24 protein-coding genes and 1 tRNA gene are annotated in these 21,128 nt (G+C 64.5%); 18 read left to right on the top strand and 7 right to left on the bottom strand.

The annotated features are described in order from the left end of the window. Positions 1 to 339: 339 nt before the first annotated feature. Positions 340 to 413: transfer RNA gene (locus IPF76_RS06500), tRNA-Gln, on the bottom strand. 155 nt (positions 414 to 568) lie between these two features. Here IPF76_RS06500 and IPF76_RS06495 point away from each other — a divergent pair. Both IPF76_RS06495 and IPF76_RS06490 read left to right on the top strand, forming a co-directional pair. Next, entirely contained in the window at positions 569 to 1,861 is a 1,293-nt protein-coding gene (locus tag IPF76_RS06495) for an FAD-dependent oxidoreductase (protein ID WP_293841171.1), read from the top strand. Beyond that, complete coding sequence (locus IPF76_RS06490) at positions 1,858 to 2,262, top strand: DoxX family protein (protein ID WP_293841168.1); 405 nt, start codon at positions 1,858 to 1,860, stop codon at positions 2,260 to 2,262. Before IPF76_RS06495 ends, IPF76_RS06490 begins: the two co-directional genes overlap by 4 nt. Positions 2,263 to 2,357: 95 nt before the next feature. On the opposite strand, the gene IPF76_RS06485 is transcribed toward IPF76_RS06490, so the two are convergent. Further along, the gene (locus IPF76_RS06485; protein WP_293841165.1) at positions 2,358 to 3,614 is read right to left on the bottom strand and encodes a dipeptidase; all 1,257 of its coding nucleotides are present in this window, start codon (positions 3,612 to 3,614) and stop codon (positions 2,358 to 2,360) included. Positions 3,615 to 3,692: 78 nt separating this feature from the next. Here IPF76_RS06485 and IPF76_RS06480 point away from each other — a divergent pair, with 78 nt between their 5' ends. Then, positions 3,693 to 4,868 (top strand): acyl-CoA dehydrogenase family protein, encoded by a 1,176-nt coding sequence (locus tag IPF76_RS06480; RefSeq protein ID WP_293841162.1) that lies wholly within the window; start codon positions 3,693 to 3,695, stop codon positions 4,866 to 4,868. Here the strand turns inward: IPF76_RS06480 and IPF76_RS06475 are convergent. Both IPF76_RS06475 and IPF76_RS06470 read right to left on the bottom strand, forming a co-directional pair. After that, positions 4,865 to 5,461: a hypothetical protein gene (locus tag IPF76_RS06475; RefSeq protein WP_293841159.1), complete on the bottom strand. Its 597-nt coding sequence runs from the start codon at positions 5,459 to 5,461 to the stop codon at positions 4,865 to 4,867. The two genes, IPF76_RS06480 and IPF76_RS06475, sit on opposite strands and share 4 nt — an antisense overlap. Continuing rightward, on the bottom strand, positions 5,458 to 5,784 hold the full coding sequence (locus tag IPF76_RS06470) for a helix-turn-helix transcriptional regulator (protein ID WP_293841156.1): 327 nt from the start codon (positions 5,782 to 5,784) through the stop codon (positions 5,458 to 5,460). The genes IPF76_RS06475 and IPF76_RS06470 overlap by 4 nt, the downstream gene beginning before the upstream one ends. Positions 5,785 to 5,859: 75 nt before the next feature. Here IPF76_RS06470 and IPF76_RS06465 point away from each other — a divergent pair, with 75 nt between their 5' ends. The 3 genes from IPF76_RS06465 (at position 5,860) to IPF76_RS06455 (ending at position 8,029) form a co-directional block, all read left to right on the top strand. After that, positions 5,860 to 6,495: a ferric reductase-like transmembrane domain-containing protein gene (locus IPF76_RS06465; RefSeq protein ID WP_293841153.1), complete on the top strand. Its 636-nt coding sequence runs from the start codon at positions 5,860 to 5,862 to the stop codon at positions 6,493 to 6,495. Positions 6,496 to 6,578: 83 nt separating this feature from the next. Then, positions 6,579 to 7,787 (top strand): M20 family metallopeptidase, encoded by a 1,209-nt coding sequence (locus IPF76_RS06460; RefSeq protein ID WP_293841150.1) that lies wholly within the window; start codon positions 6,579 to 6,581, stop codon positions 7,785 to 7,787. After that, a complete protein-coding gene (locus tag IPF76_RS06455) occupies positions 7,784 to 8,029 on the top strand; it encodes a GlsB/YeaQ/YmgE family stress response membrane protein (RefSeq protein WP_293841147.1) in 246 nt (81 codons plus the stop codon). Before IPF76_RS06460 ends, IPF76_RS06455 begins: the two co-directional genes overlap by 4 nt. On the opposite strand, the gene IPF76_RS06450 is transcribed toward IPF76_RS06455, so the two are convergent. The 3 genes from IPF76_RS06450 to IPF76_RS06440 form a co-directional block, all read right to left on the bottom strand. Then, complete coding sequence (locus IPF76_RS06450) at positions 8,026 to 8,751, bottom strand: sulfotransferase family protein (protein ID WP_293841144.1); 726 nt, start codon at positions 8,749 to 8,751, stop codon at positions 8,026 to 8,028. The genes IPF76_RS06455 and IPF76_RS06450 overlap by 4 nt on opposite strands. Before the next feature lie 27 nt (positions 8,752 to 8,778). Continuing rightward, positions 8,779 to 10,365, bottom strand: coding sequence for an L-aspartate oxidase (nadB, locus tag IPF76_RS06445; protein WP_293841141.1), 1,587 nt, complete (start codon positions 10,363 to 10,365; stop codon positions 8,779 to 8,781). 99 nt (positions 10,366 to 10,464) lie between these two features. After that, positions 10,465 to 11,388: an ABC transporter ATP-binding protein gene (locus IPF76_RS06440; RefSeq protein ID WP_293841138.1), complete on the bottom strand. Its 924-nt coding sequence runs from the start codon at positions 11,386 to 11,388 to the stop codon at positions 10,465 to 10,467. A gap of 112 nt (positions 11,389 to 11,500) precedes the next feature. Between IPF76_RS06440 and IPF76_RS06435 the strand changes: the two genes are divergently transcribed. The 12 genes from IPF76_RS06435 to IPF76_RS06380 all read left to right on the top strand — a co-directional run bounded on the left by IPF76_RS06435 (position 11,501) and on the right by IPF76_RS06380 (position 20,951). Beyond that, positions 11,501 to 12,061 (top strand): DUF4402 domain-containing protein, encoded by a 561-nt coding sequence (locus tag IPF76_RS06435; RefSeq protein WP_293841136.1) that lies wholly within the window; start codon positions 11,501 to 11,503, stop codon positions 12,059 to 12,061. Positions 12,062 to 12,327: 266 nt separating this feature from the next. After that, entirely contained in the window at positions 12,328 to 12,525 is a 198-nt protein-coding gene (locus IPF76_RS06430) for a zinc-finger domain-containing protein (protein WP_293841133.1), read from the top strand. 120 nt (positions 12,526 to 12,645) lie between these two features. Continuing rightward, entirely contained in the window at positions 12,646 to 13,200 is a 555-nt protein-coding gene (locus tag IPF76_RS06425) for a DUF4402 domain-containing protein (RefSeq protein ID WP_293841130.1), read from the top strand. A gap of 51 nt (positions 13,201 to 13,251) precedes the next feature. Next, positions 13,252 to 14,694, top strand: a complete 1,443-nt coding sequence (gene tldD / locus IPF76_RS06420; protein ID WP_293841127.1) for a metalloprotease TldD — start codon at positions 13,252 to 13,254, stop codon at positions 14,692 to 14,694. A gap of 215 nt (positions 14,695 to 14,909) precedes the next feature. Then, positions 14,910 to 16,139 carry a hypothetical protein gene (locus IPF76_RS06415; RefSeq protein ID WP_293841124.1) on the top strand — a complete coding sequence of 410 codons (1,230 nt, stop codon included), beginning with the start codon at positions 14,910 to 14,912 and terminating at the stop codon, positions 16,137 to 16,139. An 80-nt stretch (positions 16,140 to 16,219) separates the two neighbouring features. Further along, positions 16,220 to 16,621, top strand: a complete 402-nt coding sequence (locus IPF76_RS06410) for a hypothetical protein (protein ID WP_293841121.1) — start codon at positions 16,220 to 16,222, stop codon at positions 16,619 to 16,621. A 91-nt stretch (positions 16,622 to 16,712) separates the two neighbouring features. Next, positions 16,713 to 17,288 carry a DUF924 family protein gene (locus IPF76_RS06405; RefSeq protein WP_293841119.1) on the top strand — a complete coding sequence of 192 codons (576 nt, stop codon included), beginning with the start codon at positions 16,713 to 16,715 and terminating at the stop codon, positions 17,286 to 17,288. Between the two features lie 34 nt (positions 17,289 to 17,322). Further along, positions 17,323 to 17,889, top strand: a complete 567-nt coding sequence (locus tag IPF76_RS06400; RefSeq protein ID WP_293841116.1) for a pyridoxamine 5'-phosphate oxidase family protein — start codon at positions 17,323 to 17,325, stop codon at positions 17,887 to 17,889. After that, complete coding sequence (locus IPF76_RS06395) at positions 17,889 to 18,134, top strand: DUF2007 domain-containing protein (protein WP_293841114.1); 246 nt, start codon at positions 17,889 to 17,891, stop codon at positions 18,132 to 18,134. The genes IPF76_RS06400 and IPF76_RS06395 overlap by 1 nt, the downstream gene beginning before the upstream one ends. Positions 18,135 to 18,138: 4 nt before the next feature. Next, on the top strand, positions 18,139 to 18,924 hold the full coding sequence (locus IPF76_RS06390; RefSeq protein ID WP_293841111.1) for an endonuclease/exonuclease/phosphatase family protein: 786 nt from the start codon (positions 18,139 to 18,141) through the stop codon (positions 18,922 to 18,924). 201 nt (positions 18,925 to 19,125) lie between these two features. Beyond that, a complete protein-coding gene (locus IPF76_RS06385) occupies positions 19,126 to 19,464 on the top strand; it encodes a P-II family nitrogen regulator (protein ID WP_003043080.1) in 339 nt (112 codons plus the stop codon). A 17-nt stretch (positions 19,465 to 19,481) separates the two neighbouring features. Next, the gene (locus tag IPF76_RS06380) at positions 19,482 to 20,951 is read left to right on the top strand and encodes an ammonium transporter (protein WP_293841109.1); all 1,470 of its coding nucleotides are present in this window, start codon (positions 19,482 to 19,484) and stop codon (positions 20,949 to 20,951) included. Positions 20,952 to 21,128 lie beyond the last annotated feature (177 nt).

The raw sequence follows: 21,128 nt of genomic DNA, 5'->3' as shown, positions 1-21,128 counted from the left end.
TTCCAACGGATCGATCGTAATCATCAACTAAAACTGGAACCGAAAATGGATCTAATTGGACTGCGCTGCCGAAGACCAGCGCAAGCGGAGGTTAAGGGGGCCCGGCAAGGCTGCCCGCTAGCCCGAGCGACCGCTCGAATGCCCTCACGCTAACTGGATCGTCGTCCGTCGCTCCGTGGCCAAGGTTGGTCAGAATTCCCGGGGTCACAAGAGAGATTCTCACCGATCAAAGGCTATTCTTCGCCATTTCTGGCCAAGCAGTCTGAGGGAGGAGATGATGGAGAAAGCTTTCGAGCTTCCGGAATTATCCCGTTAAAACAAGCTGTTAACAAGGAAATCTGGATGCCCCGCGAGGATTCGAACCTCGATAGGCGGTATCAGAAACCGCAGTCTTACCATTAGACGACAGGGCAGTAGAGGCGGGCGCAATATGATTCGACGGGCGCGCTGTCAAGGCCGCCGTGCCCGTGCGCACAAGGTCGCTTGCCCTGCCGCATTTCGCCGCTAGCATCGCAGCATAACAGACAAGGGGCCGCGCGCCCGCGCGGACACCCGAAGGAGTGGGTTGATGCGTCATGTCGCGATCGTCGGGTCGGGCCCTGCGGGCTATTACACCGCCGAAACCTTGCAGAAAGCCGACGATATTGCGGTCGATGTCATCGACCGCCTGCCCGTCCCATATGGCCTGATCCGCACCGGTGTCGCGCCCGATCATCAGTCGATCAAGGCAGTGTCGCGGCGATATGAGGGCACAGCGATGGCCGACAATGTCCGGTTTGTCGGCCATGTGTCGGTCGGCACCGATGTAGCGATAGACGAGCTGGTGGAATTATACGACGCGGTGGTGCTGGCGACCGGGGCGCCGGACGACCGCCCGCTAGGCATCCCCGGTGCCGACCTGCCCGGGGTTATCGGCAGCGCGGCCTTTGTCGGCTGGTACAATGGCCATCCTGATTTCGCCGACCTGAACCCGCCGCTGGGCGCCGCCGGGGTCGCGGTGATCGGCAACGGTAATGTCGCTCTGGATGTCGCGCGCATCTTAGCCAAGACCCCCGCCGAATTTGCCGGCAGCGACATCGTCGCGCACGCGCGCGAGCAGCTGGCGGCGAGCGCGGTGCGGCATATCCATATCCTGGGTCGCCGCGGCCCGCACCAGATCGCGATGACGCCTAAGGAGCTCGGCGAGCTCGGTCACCTCGATCGCGCCAGTCCGCGCGTCGACCCCGCGGACCTGCCCCCCGAGGGCGACGATGCGCTGCTCGAACCCGGGATGCGCAAATCGGTGACGCATTTGCGCAGCTTTGCTGCCAACCCGGTCGCCAAACCGGTGACGATCGATTTCGATTTTTTTGCAATGCCGCTGGCCATCGAGGGCGATGGGCATGCCGAACGGATCGTTGTCGAACGCACGACGCTCGATGCCGAGCTGCGCAGCCACGGCACCGGAGAGACCTATACGATCGACGCGGGCCTTGTCATCAGCTGCATCGGCTATCAGACGCCGCCAGTCCCCGGTGTCCCTTATGAACATGGCCGCGGCCGCTTTGCCAATGACGACGGTCGGATCCTGCCCGGCCTCTATTGCGTCGGCTGGGCGCGGCGCGGGCCGTCGGGGACGATCGGCACCAACAAGCCCGACGGCGCCCGCATCGCCGAGATGGTATTGGAGGATGTCGGTCGAGGCGCAGGCAAGGCAGGGCGGCCGGGGCTAGACGTCTTGCTCGCCAGCCGTGGAGTCACGCCGGTTACCTTCGCCGATTGGCGGCGGATCGAGGCGGCCGAAGTTGCCGCCGCGCTTGACGGCAATCCGCGCGAGAAATTCGTCAGTGTCGAGGCGATGCGCGAAGTAATTGGGCGTTGAAGGACGGCATCCGTACCGCGCTGCGCTGGCTGCTCGCGCTGGCATATGGCTATGCGGGGTATCTGCACCTCGTGCGTCCGGCACCCTTCCTGGCGATCACGCCGCCATGGGTCCCTCAGCCCGAGTCGGTCATCGCCGCCACCGGAGTAGCCGAACTGCTGGGCGCGATCGGATTGATGATCCCCGTCACGCGCAACGCCGCGGGCTGGGGGCTCGCGCTCTATGCGCTGTGCGTATGGCCGGCGAATATCCACCATGCCTTTGCTAATATCGCGATCGGCGGCGAGACGTTGAGCTGGTGGTACCATGGGCCGCGGCTGGCGCTGCAACCTGTCATCATCTGGTGGGCGCTATGGGCGAGTGGGGCGGTGGCGTGGCCGTTCGGGGTACGCAAACCCTGATCCGTCATGGCGAGCGAAGCGAAGCCATCCAGAGCTGGTTCACGCGCGGCCTGGATTGCCGCGTCGCCTTCGGCTCCTTGCAATGGCGAAATTCTTTATTTCGCCACCGGCGTTTCGACCGGCGACTGCCCTTTCTGGCTGGCCGCATGGGCCTCGACCGCCTTCAGCACGCGCAGCATGTTGCCGCTCGAAATCTTCTCCAGCTCGGCCTGCGAATAACCCCGCCGCGCAAGTTCGGCGAACAGCTTCGGATACCCCGTGACATCTTCCAGCCCGACAGGGGTGGCATCCATCCCGTCATAATCGCCGCCGATCCCGATGTGATCGACGCCGATCGTCTTTTTGATATGATCGATATGGTCCGCTGCGATGCCGATCGGTGGCTGCGGCGCGGGGTTCGCAGCGTCCCACACTTTCAGCGCCGGCGCGACCCCGTCGGGATTGCCGACGTACAGCGCTTCAAGGCGTGCCTTCTCCGCCGTCCGCGACAAACCGTGCGCGCGCAATTTGGGGTCGAGGAAGGCGGCATAGAGCACCACCATCACGACGCCGCCATTGCCCTTCACCGCAGGCAGCACGCTGTCGGGCACGTTGCGCGGATGATCGTTGACCGCGCGGACACCCGAATGGCTGAACATAACCGGCGCCTTCGATACCTCGAGCGCGTCCTTCATCGTCGCTTCGCTGACATGGCTCAGATCGACGATCATCCCGATGCGGTTCATTTCCTGCACGACTTTGCGCCCGAAATCGGTGAGCCCGTCATATTTGGGCGCATCGGTCGCGCTGTCGGCCCATGGCACATTCTTGCCGTGGGTCAGCGTCATGTAGCGCACCCCCATGCCGTACATTTCGCGCAGCACCGCGAGCGACGAGCCGATCGACTGACCGCCCTCGATGCCGAGCATCCCGGCTACCTTGCCCGCCTTCATCTGCTGTTCGAGTTCGGTCGAGGTCGACGCGAAACCAAGGTCGTTCGGATAGCGGGCGATCAGCCGCTTCGCCACGTCGATCTGCTCGATCGTCTGCTGCACCGACTGCTGCTCGTTCGTGTTCGACGGCACATAGACCGACCAGAATTGCGCCCCGACATGTCCCTTCCGCAGGCGCTGAATGTCGGTGTGCATTACGGTTCCGTCAGGCTTGGGCTTGGTGGTGTCGCGAAAATCGAAATCGTTGATCACATTGCCGACCTGCCCGCGCAACTCCCAGGGTACGTCGTTATGCCCATCGAACACCGGCGCGCGCTTGAGCGCGGCCTCGGCGATCGCTTCGGGCGATTTCTGCGCCACGGCGGGGGTGGAGATCAGGGCGAATGCGGCGAGGCCGGCGAGCAGGATGGACTTGTTCATGGAACCTGACCTTAAGTGCTTGAGCGGGCGGCGCAAGCCTTGCTTGACGCAAGCGTCAAGCCCGCGCAGCATCGGCGCATGACAGCCTTCGACGACTGGCGTGCAAGATCGCCCTATTATGACGAGACCCACGAGGCGCTGGCGCAAAGCGTCCGCCGCTTCGTCACCCGCGAGATCGCGCCGCATATCGACCGCTGGGAGGCTGAGGGCGAGCTGCCGCGCGAATTGCACAAGAAAGCCGCCGAGGCGGGCATTCTCGGGCTGCGCTACCCCGAACAATATGGCGGCCATTCGGAAGGCTTCGACATTTTCCACGGGCTGGTCCTGACCGAGGAACTCGCCGCGGTCGGCGCGGGCGGGCTCGGGGCGTCGCTGATGACGCACGGCATTGGCCTGCCGCCGATCCTGGCGCTCGGCTCCGAAGACTTGAAGCTGCGCATCGCGCCGCCGGTACTCAGCGGCGACAAGATCATCGCGCTCGGCATCACCGAAGCGAGCGGGGGCAGTGACGTCGCGAACCTCAAGACCAGGGCCGTGCGCGACGGCAACCATTATATCGTCAACGGCGGCAAGATGTTCATCACGTCGGGCATGCGCGCCGACTGGCTGACCTGCGCCGTGCGCACCGGCGGCCCGGGCGCTGCGGGCATCTCGCTGCTCCTCATCGATATGGATTCGCCGGGGATCGAACGCACCCGTCTCGACAAGATGGGCTGGCGCTGCAGCGACACCGCCGCGATCCATTTCAGCGACGTGCGTGTCCCCGAAGCAAATCTGATCGGCAACGAGAATGGCGGCTTCATCGGCATCATGCGCAACTTCAATTCGGAACGGCTTGGCATGGCGATGGGTTGCTGCGCCTATGCGCGCGTCGCGATGGCCGAGGCGGCCGAGTGGGCACAGAATCGTGAGACCTTCGGCAAGCCGCTCGTCGGCCACCAGTCGATACGCATCAAGCTCGCCGACATGGAACGCCAGATCGAAGCGACGCAGGCGTGGGTCGATCTTTGCGCCTGGCAGGTGAAAAACGGCAGGGACCGCCCCGCCGACTTCGCGATGCTCAAGGTGCAGGCGACACGCATGCTGGAGGCGGTCGCGCGCGAGGCGGCGCAGGTGCTGGGCGGCGCGTCGTACATCACCGGCAGCAAGGTCGAACGCATCTACCGCGAAGTCCGCGTCAACGCGATCGGCGGCGGCAGCGAGGAGATCATGCTCGACCTGGCGGGCCGACAATTGTTCGGGGGGAAACGCTAAGCCGCCAGCCGCCGGGCGTAGCGGTCGAGCTGCGCGAGCTGTGCCATCAGCGCGCCGAGCAGCATCAGCTCGACCAGCGCCGTCCCGACGATCAGCGCGTGCGCCGAATCGCCGCTCGCACCCTGAAACGCGCGCACCAGACTCGCCCCGACCGACAGCGCGAGACTCCCGACGGCAATATGCAACCAGCGGCGTACCAGCGCGATTCGGCGGCGCGACGCCATCCACCACGCCGCGCCAATGCAGGCCAGCGCCGCGAGCAGCCCGCCGCGGTCGAACCAGGTCAGCGGATCGCCGCCGCCTGGAATATCGAGGATGACCGTCCGCAACCGCATCAGCAGCAAAGTCACGCCGCCGAGCAGCGCCGCGGCGACGCACGAACGTCGCAGCCGGTCGGGCATTGCCGCCTCGGCATAAGCGCGCGCGATTTCCGATGGCGGTCCGAAACGGCGCACTGCATCTGCCTCACCGACCTGTTCGGCGGTGTCGCAAAGATGCGATTCGATTTCGTCGCGCACCCGCCGCGATAGACGCGGATCGAATGCCAGCACATCATCGAGTTCATCGAGATAGGCGGCGATCGGCCCGTTCATGCGCGCGCGCCCAGCACCAGATCGATGCCGCTGGCAAAGCTTTGCCAGCCCGCGCGCCGCTCGACGAGCGACTGGCGGCCGCCGTCGGTCAGCGCATAGACGCGGCGTTTGCGCCCGCCGTCGGGCTGGACCCAGCGGCTCGCCAGCAGCCCCGCGAGTTCGAGCCGGTGTAGCGCCGGATAGATCGTCCCTTCAGGCAGGTCGAAATGGCCTCCGCTGCGCGCGCGGATCGCCTCGATGATCGCATAGCCGTGCAGCGCCTCGTCGCCGATCGTGGCGAGCAGCACGGCGTCGAGATGGCCCTTAAGCATTTCCGCAGACATGCCTGCCGATTTAGCTTTGCAACGCTAGGTATGCAAGTTATACCTAGTAACACTAGGCTTCAGACGGAGGATGCGATGACGGCGATGACAACCGGAACGACGGCGACAAAAGGCTGCAATGAAAGCTGGCGGCTGTTCTGGACGCTGACGTTGGCGCTCGCGGCGATGACGCTGGGTTTCCTCTTCGTCATCGGCTGGGACACCGACGGCTATCGCATGGTCATCCGCGCCACCGCGCGCACCTCGCTCGTCCTGTTCCTCGCCGCCTTCGCCGCGTCCGCCGCCGTCAAACTGTGGCCCGGCGCCCTCACCCGCTGGCTGCGCCGTAACCGGCGCCAGCTTGGCCTCGGCTTTGCGATGTCGCACTTCATCCACGCACTCGCGATCATCGCGCTGTGGAAAACCGATCCCGGGGTCTTCTGGGTGCTGACGAACCCCAAATCGATCGTCACCGGCGGCACCGCCTATCTGTTCATCGCCCTCCTCGCCGCGACGTCGTTCGACCGCATGGTCAAGACGCTTGGCCTCAAGGCATGGGCCCGGCTGCACTGGTGGGGCGTCTGGATCGTCGCGCTCAGCTTCATCTTCACCAACGGCAAGCGCATCCCCCTGAGCGGCTGGTACGCGCTGCCGGTCGCGCTGGTCGTCGCAGTGATCGTGCTACGGGTGGTCGCCGGGCGGAAACTTCGGACGGCCGCGGCGCTGGCGTAGCCTGCAGCGGCGCCCTCGACTTCGCGGCCGATCGGCGGCAGGATGCTTGCCACGCCCCACTGCCCGCGAACGAGAGGCCGCGCATGACGCTCACGACCACCAGTAGCTGGCCCGCCGAGGCCGAAACGCTGCTCGACGACCTTGTCGATCTGCGCCGCGCGATTCATCGCGAGCCCGAGCTCGGGCTGCAAAACCCCAAGACGCTCGCCAAGATAAAGGACGCGCTCGCCGGCCTGCCGCTCGAACTTCGCGAGGGGCGGTCGACGACGGGGTTGGTCGCGATCCTGCGCGGGCCGGCAAATGGACGCACCGTGCTGCTGCGCGGCGACATGGATGCGCTGCCGCTGGTCGAGGACACCGGGCTCGATTTCTCCTCCGAGACGACCGGCGCGATGCACGCGTGCGGGCATGACACGCATGTGGCGATGCTCGTCGGCGCCGCGAAGCTGCTGTGCGCCGCGCGCGATCGGTTGCCCGGCACCGTGATGTTCATGTTCCAGCCGGGCGAAGAGGGGCATCATGGCGCGCGCTTCATGCTTGATGACGGGATCATCGACCCGCTGCCCGACGCCGCCTTCGCGCTCCACATCATGCCGAACGCCCCGCATGGTATTTTCGCCGGGCGCGCGGGGCCGCTGCTCGCTTCGTCCGATGTCCTGTCGATCACGGTGAAGGGCGCGGGCGGCCATGCGTCGATGCCGCACGATGCCATCGATCCGATCCCCGTTGCCTGTTCGATCGTTACCGCGATCCAGACGATGGTGACGCGCCGCATCTCGGTCTTCGACCCCGCGGTGGTGACGATCGCGAAGATATCGGCGGGAACGACGAACAATATCATCCCCGAAACCGCCGAGATGCTCGGCACGATCCGTACGCTGTCACCCGAACGCCGCGCGATGGTGGCGCGCGAGCTGAAACGCCTCGCGCCAGCACTAGCCGAGGCGCATGGCTGCACCGCCGAAGTGACCATCGACGAGGGCTTCCCGGTCACCATCTGCGACAGCCGCGCGGTGACCTTTGGGCAGGCGGTCGTCGAGGAAACCTTCGGCGAGGCCGCCTGGCTGACGATGGATCATCCGGTGATGGGCGCCGAAGATTTCTCCTATGTCCTCGAAAAAGTCCCCGGCGCGATGTTCTGGCTTGGCGCGAGCGCCGAGGGCAGCGACTGGCGCGCGTGCTGCGGGCTGCACTCGAACCGCATGGTGCTCGACGAAAAGGTCATGGCGCGCGGGGCGGCGCTGCATGCAGCGTTGGCCGAGCGGTTTTTGAATGAAGGGTTCGGCACATGATCAACATCATCGGCGCAATCATATCGGGCCTGGTCATCGGCGCGCTCGCGCGCTTCTTCTATCCCGGCGCGGTGCAGATGGGATGGATCGCGACGATCCTGCTCGGGATCGGCGGATCGCTGCTCGCGGGACTCGTGATCTCGCGCGGGCAGCGCGAATTCCATGGCGCTGGCTGTTTTGCGTCCGTGGTAGGGGCGATCGTGCTCATATTCGTCGGGCGGATGCTTCAAATGGGGTTCTAGTGCAGCGCCCACCATAGTAGCGCGACCGCGCCAGCCGCTGCCACGGCGTGAACGGCGAAGAACATGGCGCGAATGATGCGAATCCTTTGCTTGAATGCTGCGGAATCGTTGACATGCGGAAAGGGGATGGGCGGTACCGGCTTCCCAAGAAAAGCGCACAGCGGCTCCCAGCCCTGTCTAGCTTCGAAAATCAGCAATTTATCCGCGGGCACAATGACCTTCACCTGCTCGACATAATCGCGAAAAACCTGTGTCGCATACGCTTTTTCTTCGAATCGGCCCTGAAAGACGCGCTGCCAGACCGTTCCTTCCACCATCTCGTGCAGGTGGCGAAGAGGCGTCACGAAGCGCCGCGCCCATAGCGGGGACGACTTGCTGATCGCATAGATGGTTTCGCTGGCGCTTTTGTACCATCTGTCGGGATTGCGCACCGACAACACCACCTTCGCATCGGGAAAGTGCGCCAGCAATTCAGCGTAATAAGTGCTCGAGGGAAAATCGACCGACGCCGCGAACCCGTCGAAGATGGAATCCCAGTCGGGGGGAAGTCCGACAGCAACGTCGTGCCATAGCCGCCGTTGCCGGGCGTCGGGCAGAACCTCTTCCATGTGATGCGTTTTGGAATAGCCCAGAGTTTCGAGGGCCGATTTTAGCGACATGGTGCCCGTTCGGCCAAATCCCGCCCCGATGACCTGCAGCCCCATAATCAATCCCTCGGCCATCAAGTGAATATGTCGCGACCATCGTTTCTAGGGCACCAACACCGTATCGACCGCCTGCGCCAGCATATCTGGATAATCGAGCGTATAGTGCAGCCCGCGGCTTTCCTTGCGGTGGAGCGCGCTCTTCACGATCAGTTCGGCGCATTGCAGCAGGTTGCGCAGTTCGATCAGGTCGGTGGTGACGCGGAAGTGCCCGTAATAATCCTCGACCTCGTGCGTCATCATGTCGATGCGGTGCCGCGCGCGCTCCAGCCTTTTGGTCGTCCGCACGATGCCGACATAATTCCACATGAAGCGGCGGATCTCGGTCCAGTTTTGCTTGATTACCACCTCTTCGTCGGAGTCGGTGACGCGGCTTTCGTCCCACGGACGGATCGCGGGGGGCGGTTCGAGCTGGTCCCAGCGCGCGATGATGTCCTTCGCCGCCGCCTCGCCGAACACGAAACATTCGAGCAGGCTGTTCGACGCCAGACGGTTCGCGCCGTGCAGCCCGCTCTCGGTGCATTCGCCCGCGGCATAAAGACCAGGCAGGTCGGTCCGCCCGGCAAGGTCGATCAGCACCCCGCCGCACGTATAATGCTGCGCTGGCACCACCGGGATCGGCTGCTTCGTCATGTCGATGCCCAGCGTCAGGAGCTTTTCATAGATGTTCGGGAAATGCCCCGCGACGAAATCGGGGTCCTTGTGGCTGATGTCGAGATGGACATAGTCGAGCCCCGAACGCTTGATCTGGTCGTCGTTCGCGCGCGCCACGACATCGCGCGGCGCGAGTTCGGCGCGGGCGTCATAATCGGGCATATAGCGGTGACCGGTGACGGGATGCTTCAATATTCCGCCCTCGCCGCGCACCGCCTCAGTGATCAGGAAGTTCTTGACGTCGAGATTGTAGAGGCAGGTTGGGTGGAACTGCATCATCTCCATGTTGGAGACGCGGCAACCGGCGCGCCACGCCATTGCGATGCCGTCCCCGGTCGCGCCGCGCGGTGCGGTCGAGAATTGATAGACCCGCCCCGCGCCGCCGCTCGCGAGGATCGTCGCGCGCCCGACATGCGCGTGGACCTTCCCGCTCTTTTCATCGAGCGCATAGACGCCCCAGACGCGTCCCGACCCCGAATAGCGTTCCTCATGCCGGCCGGTGATCAGATCGACGCACGCCTGCCCGGGCAGCAGGGTGATGTTGGGATGCGCCTCGGCGGTCTTGAGCAGCGCCGCCTGCACCGCCCAGCCGGTCGCGTCGTCGACATGGACGATGCGGCGGTGCGAATGCCCGCCCTCGCGGGTAAGGTGCAGCGCCTCGGCATCCTTGTTGAACGGCACCCCCATTTCGACGAGCCGCTCGATTGCATGCGGGGCATTTTCGATCACGAACTCGACCGTGTCGCGCCGGTTCAGTCCCGCGCCCGCGACCATCGTATCCTCGATATGATTGTCAAAGGTGTCGCCTGCATCGAGCACCGCGGCGATCCCGCCCTGCGCCCACGCGGTCGACCCACCGGTAAGCTCGCCCTTCGCGAGCACGAGCACCCGGCAATGATCGGCGAGCGCAATCGCGGCCGTGAGGCCCGCGGCGCCCGAGCCGATGATGATGACATCGTGGGGAATATTATCTGACATCAAAATTCCGTTCGCATCGAGCGAAGTCGAGATGCCCCTCGGCTCGGCTCTGTCCTGAGAGGTGTCTCGACTTCGCTCGATGCGAACGGGATAGGCGGGTCACCCATTCGCCGCGCGAGTCAAATTCAGGAATACATCTTCCAGATCGGCCTCGCGCGTCGACACGTCGACGATGCCGTGCCCCATCGCGTTCACCGCAGCGAGCACTTCGCCCGCGTTCATGCGATCCTTGTTGTAGCTGATTGCAAGGCCGCGCGTCCCCTCGCGCTCGATCTTGTCGAAGGCAGGATGCGTTGGCAGGTCGGTGATGTCCTGATCCAGCGTCACCACGACGATCTTCTCGCGCGCCATGTCGACCAGCTCGCGCGTTGGCTTGTTCGCGATCAGTCTCCCATGGTTGATGATCGCAATCCGGTCGCAGAGCTCCTCGGCCTCTTCGAGATAATGCGTCGTCAGCACCACTGTCACGCCGCGATCGTTGAGCGACTGGACATATTCCCAGAGCTGCTGGCGCAATTCGATATCGACCCCCGCGGTCGGCTCGTCGAGCACAATGATCGGCGGCGAATGGACCATCGCCTTGGCGACCAGCAATCGCCGTTTCATTCCCCCCGACAAGGTCCGTGCGTAAGCGTCGCGCTTGTCGGTGAGATGCACCGCTGCCAGCAAGTCGGCCGAAATGCGCTTCGCTTTCGGTACGCCATAGAGCCCGGCCTGATTCTCGAGCGTCTCATACGGCGTGAAAAAGGGATCGAAGACGATCTCCTGTGGCACGATACCGATCGAATATTTGGCGTTGCGTGGATCGGCGTCGATGTCGAAGCCCCAGATGCTCGCATGCCCGCTCGTCTTGTTGACGAGCCCTGCCAGGATGTTGATCAGCGTCGACTTGCCCGCACCGTTCGGCCCGAGCAGACCGAAAATCTGACCACGCGGCACGTCGAAACTGACATTGTCGAGCGCCTGCTTGCCGCCGGCATAGAGTTTGGAGACGGCGTCGATGCGGATGGCGGCTTCGGTCATGCCCCGTGCCATAGCCGCGCGCCTGCGCCTGTAAAAGCCTTCATGTGCGGCCACGCCTTTGCCCAGCGCCGCGTTAACGCAATGTTGGAAAATGCTCGCTAGGACCGGTGATGTGAGGACCAGACACACCCAGAACCCGCATCTTGCGTTGCGCGGCATCGCCGCCTGCGCGCTGATGATGGCCGCGGCCATCGCAGCGCCGGCCCATGCCCAGCAAACGGCGCAAGCGCAGAGCGAAGCCATCGTGCTTCGTCCGCTTTCCTTCTTCAAGGTCAACGACCTCAATTTCGGCAGCATCATCCCGTCGAACGCGGCAGGCACGGTGACGCTGGAACCCGACGGGTCGCGCGGCCGCACCGGCGGCGCAACACTGGCGGGCAACGTCGGTGAACCGGCACGATTTGCCGGCCTCGGGAGCTTTAATCGCCAGGTCAACATCTCGCTGGGGTCGAACACGATCTGGATCACCGGGCCGGGTGTTCGGATGCGGGTGCGCGATTTCGAAATCGGCAGCACCCCGACCGCGCTTCTGTCGACAACTCCAACGCGCTTTCGGATCACCTCGCCGCTCGGCAACTATAATTTCCCGGTCGGTGCGACGCTCGAGGTCGGCGCCAATCAGGCGCCCGGCGATTACAGCGGCACGTTCACGATCACGCTCAACTATCTTTAGGGCTTCTGTGGGGGAAGAACGGCACCGGATGACCACCTGCGTTCGCAAGAATGCTTGCCGGTGCCGTATGTCCCCACCCTAATCCTTCCTGTCGCGCAGCGAGGTGGAGGAGGATCGCCGCCGAAGACGGCGGTAGAGGGGCACGGTAGCGCCAAAGCCCATCCGTCAGCACTTCGCGCCGCCACCCCCATCGCTTAGCGACAGGGAGGATCAAGAGCACAGACCCCGATTGCTCCCGCCCCGCCCGCTTGCTATGGGCGCGGTCGATGACCCAGCCCGCCCCCGAAACCATCCGCACCCCCAATACCCGCATCGCCTGCGACGGCACCGGAGACGGACTGGCCAACGCCGCGCTCGGCCACCCGCGCGTGTGGCTCGAGATCGACCCCGATGCGGGCTTTGCCGATTGCGGCTATTGCGACCGGCGCTTCATCCTTATCGGCGGGATCGCCGACAAAGCTTAAGCGTCGGCGGGATCGCCGATCACGCCGGACCCGGTCAGACGTAAACGCTCTCTTTACCACGCCCGTGCATCATCGACTCATGTCCCGCTGGCATAAATGTGCCAGACAGGAGCAGAATCTGTGGGGATTCGAGGGACCATCCACCGTCGGGACGCAGCTCGCGCCCTGACCATCGCGGCGGCCGTAGCGGGCGCGCTGCTGTGTGCGCCGGTCCATGCGGCCGATACCAATGTCATCGTCAACGCCGCCGTCGTGCGCCCGAACACGCTGATCAAGACTGACGATCTCGATTTCGGGGCGCTGGTCAGCGGCGCGACCGGCGGCACCGTCACCATCAACCCCGTGACGAATGCGCGAACGTCGGGCGGCGGCGTCACTCTCGTCGGCACCAGTGCGCAGCGCGCGGTGTTCCAAGGCACCGGTGGTATCCTGCTCATCTTCGTGTCGGGCAGCACGTCGGTGACGCTGGCGCGCGCCGGCGGCGGCGCGCCGTCGATGACCGCCACGCTGGTTCGCGCCGCAAGCACCGGGGGCGGCGGCATCGCGTTGCTCGGCGGCACGCTGCTGCCCAGCGGCGTGCAGACCTATTATATCGGCGGTACCCTCACCGTCCCGGCGAACCAGCCCGCGGGCGATTACAGCGGGACCTTCACGCTGACGGTAAACTACCTCTAATTCCATCATTGGCGGTTTGCGCGGGCCGCGCGCCATGCCTATATCGGCGCCATGACCATTCCCACTGACCCCCGCCGCTTCCTCTATCGCGCCGACGCGCTCGACCCCGATCTGGCGCAGGCGCTGGCGCGCGAGGCGCTCGCCAAGGCCGACGACGGCGAGCTTTATCTGCAATATCGCGCGACCGAGAGCTTCGGGTTCGACGATGGCCGATTGAAGACCGCCGATTATTCGACCGACGCCGGTTTTGGCCTGCGCGCCGTGTCGGGCGAGATGACGGGCTTTGCGCACGCCAGTGACATCAGCGCCGGCGCGATCCGCCGCGCCGCCGAGACGCTCGCGCTCCTCGACCCGTCGAACCAGCCGCACGCCGCGCCGCCGCCGCGCACCAACCGCCATCTCTATGACGAAGCCAACCCGCTCGACCTTATCCCCTTTGCGAAGAAGGTCGCGCTCTGCCAGGAAATCGACGCCGCGGCGCGTGCGCGCGACCCGCGCATCGCGCAGGTGTCGGTGTCGCTCGCGGGCAGCTGGTCGGTGGTCGAAATCGTCCGCGCCGACGGTTTCCTCGCGACCGACATCCGCCCGCTCGTCCGGCTCAACGTCTCGATCGTCGTCGAAGAAAATGGCCGCCGCGAAACCGGCGTGTTCGGCCTCGGCGGGCGCTACATGTACGATCATCTGTTCGAGCCCGCACAGTGGAACCGCGCGATCGACGAGGCGCTGGCGCAGGCGCTGGTCAACCTCCGCGCGGTCGACGCCCCCGCGGGCGAGTTCACGGTGCTGCTCGGCCCTGGTTGGCCCGGCGTGCTGCTCCACGAAGCGGTCGGCCACGGCCTCGAAGGCGATTTCAACCGCAAGGGCACCAGCGCTTTCTCGGGCCGCATTGGTGAGCGCGTCGCCGCCCCCGGCGTGACGGTGGTCGACGATGGCGCGATGGACAGCCCGGTCGGCGGCGGTCGCCGCGGCTCGCTCAGTATCGACGACGAAGGCACCCCGACCGGCGAGACCGTGCTGATCGACGACGGCATCCTCAAGGGCTATATGCAGGACCGCCTCAACGCGCGGCTGATGGGGGTCGATCCGACCGGTAACGGGCGCCGAGAAAGCTTCGCCCATGCGCCGATGCCGCGGATGACCAACACCTTCATGAAGGGCGGCAACGACGACCCCGCCGAGCTGTTGTCGCGCGTCAAGAACGGCATTTTCGCCAAGAGCTTCGGCGGTGGGCAGGTCGATATCGTATCAGGCAAATTCGTCTTCAGCTGCACCGAGGCTTACAAGATCGAGAATGGCAAGCTGGGCGATTCGATCAAGGGCGCGACGCTGATCGGCGACGGGCCGAGCGTGCTGACCAAGGTCATGGGCATCGGCAACGACATGGCGATCGACGAGGGCATCGGCATCTGCGGCAAGGGCGGTCAGAGCGTCCCCGCCGGGGTCGGCCAGCCGACCCTGCTGGTCAGCGGGTTGACCGTGGGCGGGACGGCGTAACAACAAAAAGACCGTCGGTAGCCACCCAGCAATCTCCAGCTATCGGCCTCAGCTAAGGCCGATAGCTGGAGATTGCTTCGCTACGCTGGCAATGACGATAGTGTGTGATCACCCTCACTTGGCGGGCCGCCTTCCCGCGCCTATAGTCCTCCAAACAGAAAAGAAATCGGGCCGCATCATCCGCCGGGTCTTTCCCGGCAACAGGGAGGATATTCATGCGTTCGAGTCTGCGTTTCGTTTCCGTCGCCGCCATCGCCGCGATGCTCGCCGCCGTCCCCGGTTCGGCCCAGAAAAGCACCGGCCCCAAGGAACGCTATGAAATGGACGTCGCGACCGCGTCGGGTTTTGCCGCGATGGCGGCGGGCGGACGCGGAGTCGGCAATATGATGGGGATGATGTTCGGCGGCGGTCCCGACGGCAAGATCGCGCACACACTGGAACTGCGGCTGGGATCGAGCCAGACGCCGAGTGCGCCCCCCGTGAAGGCCGATCATTTCTTCCTGCCGCAGGCCAAGCTTGGCAAGTCGGTGCCGTTGTGGGGGCCCGAACCCGGCAAGCCGCAACCGCGCGAGGACGGCAATGAAATGCCGAAGGATTTCGAGCGTCCCAAGGGCCGCCTGCTGCTGTTCTGGGGCTGCGGCGCCAAGGCCGGGCCGGGACAGCCGGTGATCATTGATTTCGCCAAGCTCGCCGCGGGGCAGATGCCCCCGAACCTTTATACCACGACGGTGCCGCGCATCCGCGAAGTGATGGCGACCAACAGCAAATCCTATGCCGGTTGGCCGAACAGCAAATCGTCGAAACAACCGCCGTCGGGATCGTCGCTGCTCGGCGCGCACCGGATCGCGGGCAATGTCGGGCCAGAGATTAATTTCACCCTCGCCCAGGACTATATGCCTGGCCTCAACGCATCAACGACGATGCAGGGCGACGGGTCGGTGATGATCCGCTGGAACCAGCTGGTCCCGGCGACCGGCTATGTCGCCTGGGCGTTCGGCGGCATGGACCGCGGCAGCGCGGGTGGCGATATGGTGTGGTGGACGAGCAGCAACGCGCGCGAGTTCGGCGGCGGGCTGTGGGACTGGTTGCCGCCGTCGACCGTCGCAGGCCTCGTGACCAAGAAGGTCGTGATGCCGCCGGCGCAGACGAGCTGCGCGATTCCGGCCGAGGTCAAAAAGGCATCGGGCGAGATGATGTTCGGCAACCTCAACGCCTTTGGCCCAGAAGCCAATTTCTCGTATCCGCCGAAGCCCGCGGGCAATGTGGTTTGGAATATCGACTGGACCGCGAAGGTCCGTTTCCGGTCGCACACCAGTCTGCTGATCGGCGCCGATTTCGGCGGCATGGGCGGATCGAGCACGGGGAGCAGCACCCCGGAGGCTCCGGTGAAAAAGAAGAAATGCAAAGGCCCGCTGGGTATTCCCCTGCCCGACGGGGCGTGCTGACCGGCGCCAGTCAGGCTCTGTTCACGCACCCCGGTGCATTGCGGAGGCGGGTAGGGTATGATGAAGACAGGAGTCGAACCATGCGTCACCTTATTCCGGCGCTTTTTGCTGCCGCCGCACTCGCAGCTTCGCCCACCGCTTCGGCGCGCGAAAAGCTCGCACCCGAGGATCAGCTTGCCAAGCTGCTCGAAGGTCGCATCGCAGGCGAGCCGCAGGATTGCCTTCCCCTGACCAGCCTCCGCAGCTCGCAGATCATCGATAAGACCGCGATCATCTATCGGGTCGGCAGCACCCTGTGGGTCAATCGCCCCGATGGCGGTGCTTCGTCACTCGACGATGACGACATCCTTGTGTTGAAAACATCGGGCAGCCAGCTTTGCAGCATCGACTCGATCCAGCTCCACGACCGCTCAAGCCATATGTACAGCGGCTTCGTCTCGCTCGGCAAATTTGTGCCGTATCGGCGCGTCAAGGGTGAGTGAGCCTGTTTCCTTCGTCATTGCGAGGAGCCGAAAGTGACGCGGCAATCCAGAGCGTTCGTGAACCGCGCTGGATTGCTTCGCTGTGCTCGCAATGACGGACTCCCTTGAAACACCCCACACTCCGCCAGCCGACTGGCCGCAGCGACTCCTCGCCTTCTGGTTCGACGCGTATGGTATGGATGACTGGTACGGCGGCGATCCCGATTTCGATGCCGAGATCCGCGACCTTGCCAAAGGCTGGCATGCGGCGCTGCGGTCGCAGCCTGCCGAAACCTTCCTGACCGACCCCGATACCGCGCTCGCCGGGGCGATCCTGTTCGACCAGATCCCGCGCAACATCTTTCGCGGCCATGCCGACGCCTTTGCCACCGACAGCCTCGCCCGCGCCATTGCGCGCGGGATCGTCGCGCACGGCTGGGACCAGCATTGGCCCGACGAGCGGCGGCAATTCGCTTATCTGCCCTTCGAACACAGCGAAGACATCGCCGATCAGCGCGAATCGTTGCGGCTGATGAGCCAGCTGGCCGACTCGATCTTCCACGATTATGCGCAGCAGCATTTCGACATCATCGACCGCTTCGGCCGCTTTCCGCACCGCAACGCCGTGCTGGGCCGACCGACGCGCCCGGAAGAGGAAGCCGCTGTGGAGGAAGGCAAGAATTGGTGATAGGGCAGCCGCATTCCATCCGCGGAGCGCAGCCATGGCCGAATTCACCGACACGCTGACCGAAAAGCATATCGCCTTCATCGAAAAGCAGCCGGTCTATTTCATCGCGACCGCCGCCGCCGACGCGCGTATCAATCTGTCGCCCAAAGGCTATGCCGACAGCTTCCGTGTCCTATCCGCCACGCAGGTCGCCTATCTCGACCTCGCCGGGTCGGGCAATGAAACCCACGCGCATCTCGCCGCCGACGGGCGCATCACGATCATGTTCTGCGCCTTCGATCGCAGCGCGCTGATCCTCCGCATCTATGGCCGCGGACGCCCGGTGCTGCCGCAGGACGCCGAGTGGGACGCGCTCGCGGCAAACTTCACCCTGATCCCCGGCACCCGGCAGATTTTCGTGATCGACGTCGACAGCGTGCAAACCAGCTGCGGCTGGGGCGTGCCGATGATGGACTTGCAGCACGAGCGCGACACGCTGCAGAGATATCATCGCCAGTCGGACCCCGAACTGTGGGTCGAAAAACTCCAGGGCCGCACCAAAAGTATCGACGGCCTGTCGACGCGCCCCACCGACCGTTTCATCACCGGCGAGCCCGCCTGATGCCTCTGGTCGAACTGGTGCGCCTCCCGAACGGCGCCGAGGCCGAATTGCTGCGTGGCCGGATCGAAAGCGCGGGCGTGCACGCGGTATGTTTTGATGCGGGAATGAACATCGCCGAAAGCGTCGGACTATTGATCCCGGTGCGCATCATGGTGCTCGACGAGGATCTGGACGAAGCCCGCGCGTTGCTGGCGGAATTTGAGGATCCGGGGAACGGCTTGGCGGCTGGAGCGCTAGACCGCTGACACTATGATCAAAGTCGCCAGTTACAATATGCGCAAGGGCATCGGGCTCGACCGCCGCCGCGACCCCGGGCGGGTGCTGTCGGTGCTCGGCGAACTCGACGCCGACATCATCGCGCTGCAAGAGGCCGACCGGCGCTTCGGCACCCGCGCCAGCGCGATCCCGCCGCATATGTTCGACGAGCATAGCGATTATGTTCCCGTCGGGTTGACCGGGCGCCCGCACAGTATCGGCTGGCATGGCAACGCACTGCTGGTCCGCAAGGGCGCCGAGGTCGAGGAAAGCCACGCGCTGCATTTGCCGACGCTCGAACCGCGCGGCGCGGTCGCCGCGACGATCCGTATCGGTGACACCAGATTGCGCGTCGTCGGCATGCATCTCGACATTTCAGGCCTCCGCCGTCGCCAGCAGGCGCGCGCGATCCTCAGCCATATCGCCGAGGGTGAAGACTTGCCGACGATCCTGATGGGTGACTGCAACGAGTGGCGCAATCGCGGCGGCTGCCTGCATGATTTCGGTGAGCGCCACCGGCTGGTCGATACCGGCCACAGTTTTCACAGCCGCCGTCCGGTGGCGAAACTCGACCGCATCTTTGCCTCGCCCGATCTCGAAGCCGTCGACGCCGGCGTGCATCAGAGCGCGCTCGCGGCGCGCGCATCGGACCATCTGCCGATCTGGGCGCGGGTGCAGGCAGCCGTGTCGGAAACGCCCCCCGCGACGGCTGGGGCCGCTGGCGTCTTCGCTCATCGCGGCAGGATGAGGCCTCTCGCGACCGCCTTCAGAGGCACGTGACTCTGCAACGCCCCTCGCGCGGGCGATGCGCACCAACTTGCCCAAATTTTAGGCAACCCGCTGCCTATTCTGCCCAACAAACGACCGAATATTCGCCTGCGCGGCCCAAAACCGTCACAAAATGTTAACTTTTCCAGCCGCCGCGCAATCTGGCACGGCTGTTGCAGTGCAACATGGTGCTATTGGGCAAAAGGGGGCATCATGAAATTGATCCTGGCAATCATTAAACCGTTCAAGCTCGACGAGGTGCGCGAAGCGCTCACCGGCTTGGGTATCGCTGGCATGACCGTGACCGAGGTCAAAGGGTTCGGCCGGCAAAAAGGGCAGACCGAAATCTATCGCGGCGCCGAATACGCTACCAACATGGTACCGAAGGTGAAGATCGAGTTGGTCTGCGACGACGCGCTCGCACCGCGGGTGGTCGAAACGCTCCAGCAAAGTGCCGGGACCGGGTCGATCGGCGACGGCAAGATTTTCGTTCTCGACGTGGGTCAGGCCGTGCGCATCCGCACCGGCGAGACCGGCGAGGCGGCACTGTAATGACGAAGGGGGAAATTATGACGTTCGCAAATAAATTTGCGGCGGGCGCCGGGGCCGTCGGCCTGTCGCTGTTCGCCGCGCTGCCCGCCTGGGCGCAGGACGCCGCAACGGCGGTGGTCGCACCGGCGGCGCCGGCTGCCGAAGCCGTGGCTCCCGCCTCTTTCGTGCCAACCGCCGAGATGGTCAACAAAGGGGACGTGGCCTGGATGCTTGTCGCCTCGGCCTTGGTGCTGATGATGTCGGTGCCTGCGCTGGCGCTGTTTTATGGCGGCCTTGTCCGCGCCAAGAATATGCTTTCGGTGCTGATGCAGGTGCTGACCATCGTCTGCGTCGCTGCGCTGGTGTGGTTCAGCTGGGGCTATTCGATGGCCTTTACCTCCACCGGTACGCCATTCCCGACGATTGTCGGCGGTCTCGACAAGGCGTTCCTCGCCGGCGTCGATGTGACGACCTTTGCCGCTACCTTCTCGAACGGGGTCTACCTGCCCGAATATGTCTTCGTGATCTTCCAGATGACCTTTGCCTGCATCACGCCGGCGCTGATCGTCGGGGCTTTTGCTGAGCGCGTAAAGTTCACGCCGCTGATCATCTTCACGGTGCTCTGGCTGACGCTGGCCTATTTCCCGATCGCGCACATGGTGTGGTACTGGGCCGGGCCGGACTTCCTCCACGCCGCGCCGACTGACATGGGCCTGCTGTGGGGCTGGGGTGCGCTTGACTTTGCCGGCGGCACGGTCGTCCATATCAACGCTGGTATTGCCGGCTTGGTCGGCTGCCTCGTGATCGGCCCGCGCCTCGGATATAATACCGAACCGATGCCCCCGCACAACCTGGTCATGACGATGATCGGCGCTTCGTTGCTGTGGATCGGCTGGTTCGGCTTCAACGCCGGCTCGGGTCTTGAGGCCAACGCATTTGGCGCGCTCGCCTTCATCAACACCCTGGTCGCCACGGCAGCCGCGGGTGCGACCTGGGCAATCATCGAGCAGATCGTGCACAAGAAACCGTCGTTGCTGGGCGGTGTGTCCGGCGTGGTCGCCGGTCTGGTCGCCATTACCCCAGCAGCGGGCTTTGCCCATCCCGGCACCGCGATCCTCCTCGGCGCCGTCGCTTCGCTTGGCTGCTTCTTCTTCGTCACCACGGTGAAAAAGAAGTTCAAATATGACGACTCGCTCGACGTGTTTGGCATCCACGCCATCGGTGGCATCATCGGGGCGATCGGCACCGGCTTCGTCGCCAATCCGGCGTGGGGAGGTCAGGGCTGGATCGATTACACCGCGCCCGTCGCCAAGGCTGGCGAGTTCGACCTGACCGGCCAGGTGATGACGCAGATCTGGGCCGTCGGCACCACCGTCCTGTGGACCGGCGTGGTCAGTGCGGTGCTGTTCCTTGGACTCAAATACACCATCGGCCTGCGCCCGTCGAAGGACGTCGAGCAGGAAGGTCTCGACCTCGCCGAACATGGGGAGCGCGCTTACAATCTTTGACGAGACAGGATACCCGCCGCCGCACGCTTTCTCCTTTCAAACGGCGGCGGCGGGGTCCTCACCAGGTTCCTCCTGCGAACCACTGGCCGGGGTTTATCCCCGGCCATTTTTTTGCCCTGCGACACGCCATACTTGCATTCCGCCACTGTGGCCGGCGCGCAACAACTCTCGGTAATT

The sequence above is a fragment of the Sphingopyxis sp. genome (genome assembly GCF_016704835.1).
Taxonomy (GTDB): Bacteria; Pseudomonadota; Alphaproteobacteria; order Sphingomonadales; family Sphingomonadaceae; genus Sphingopyxis.
The sequence above is the reverse complement of the archived record's forward strand: the minus strand, read 5'-3'. Positions and strand labels throughout refer to the sequence as shown.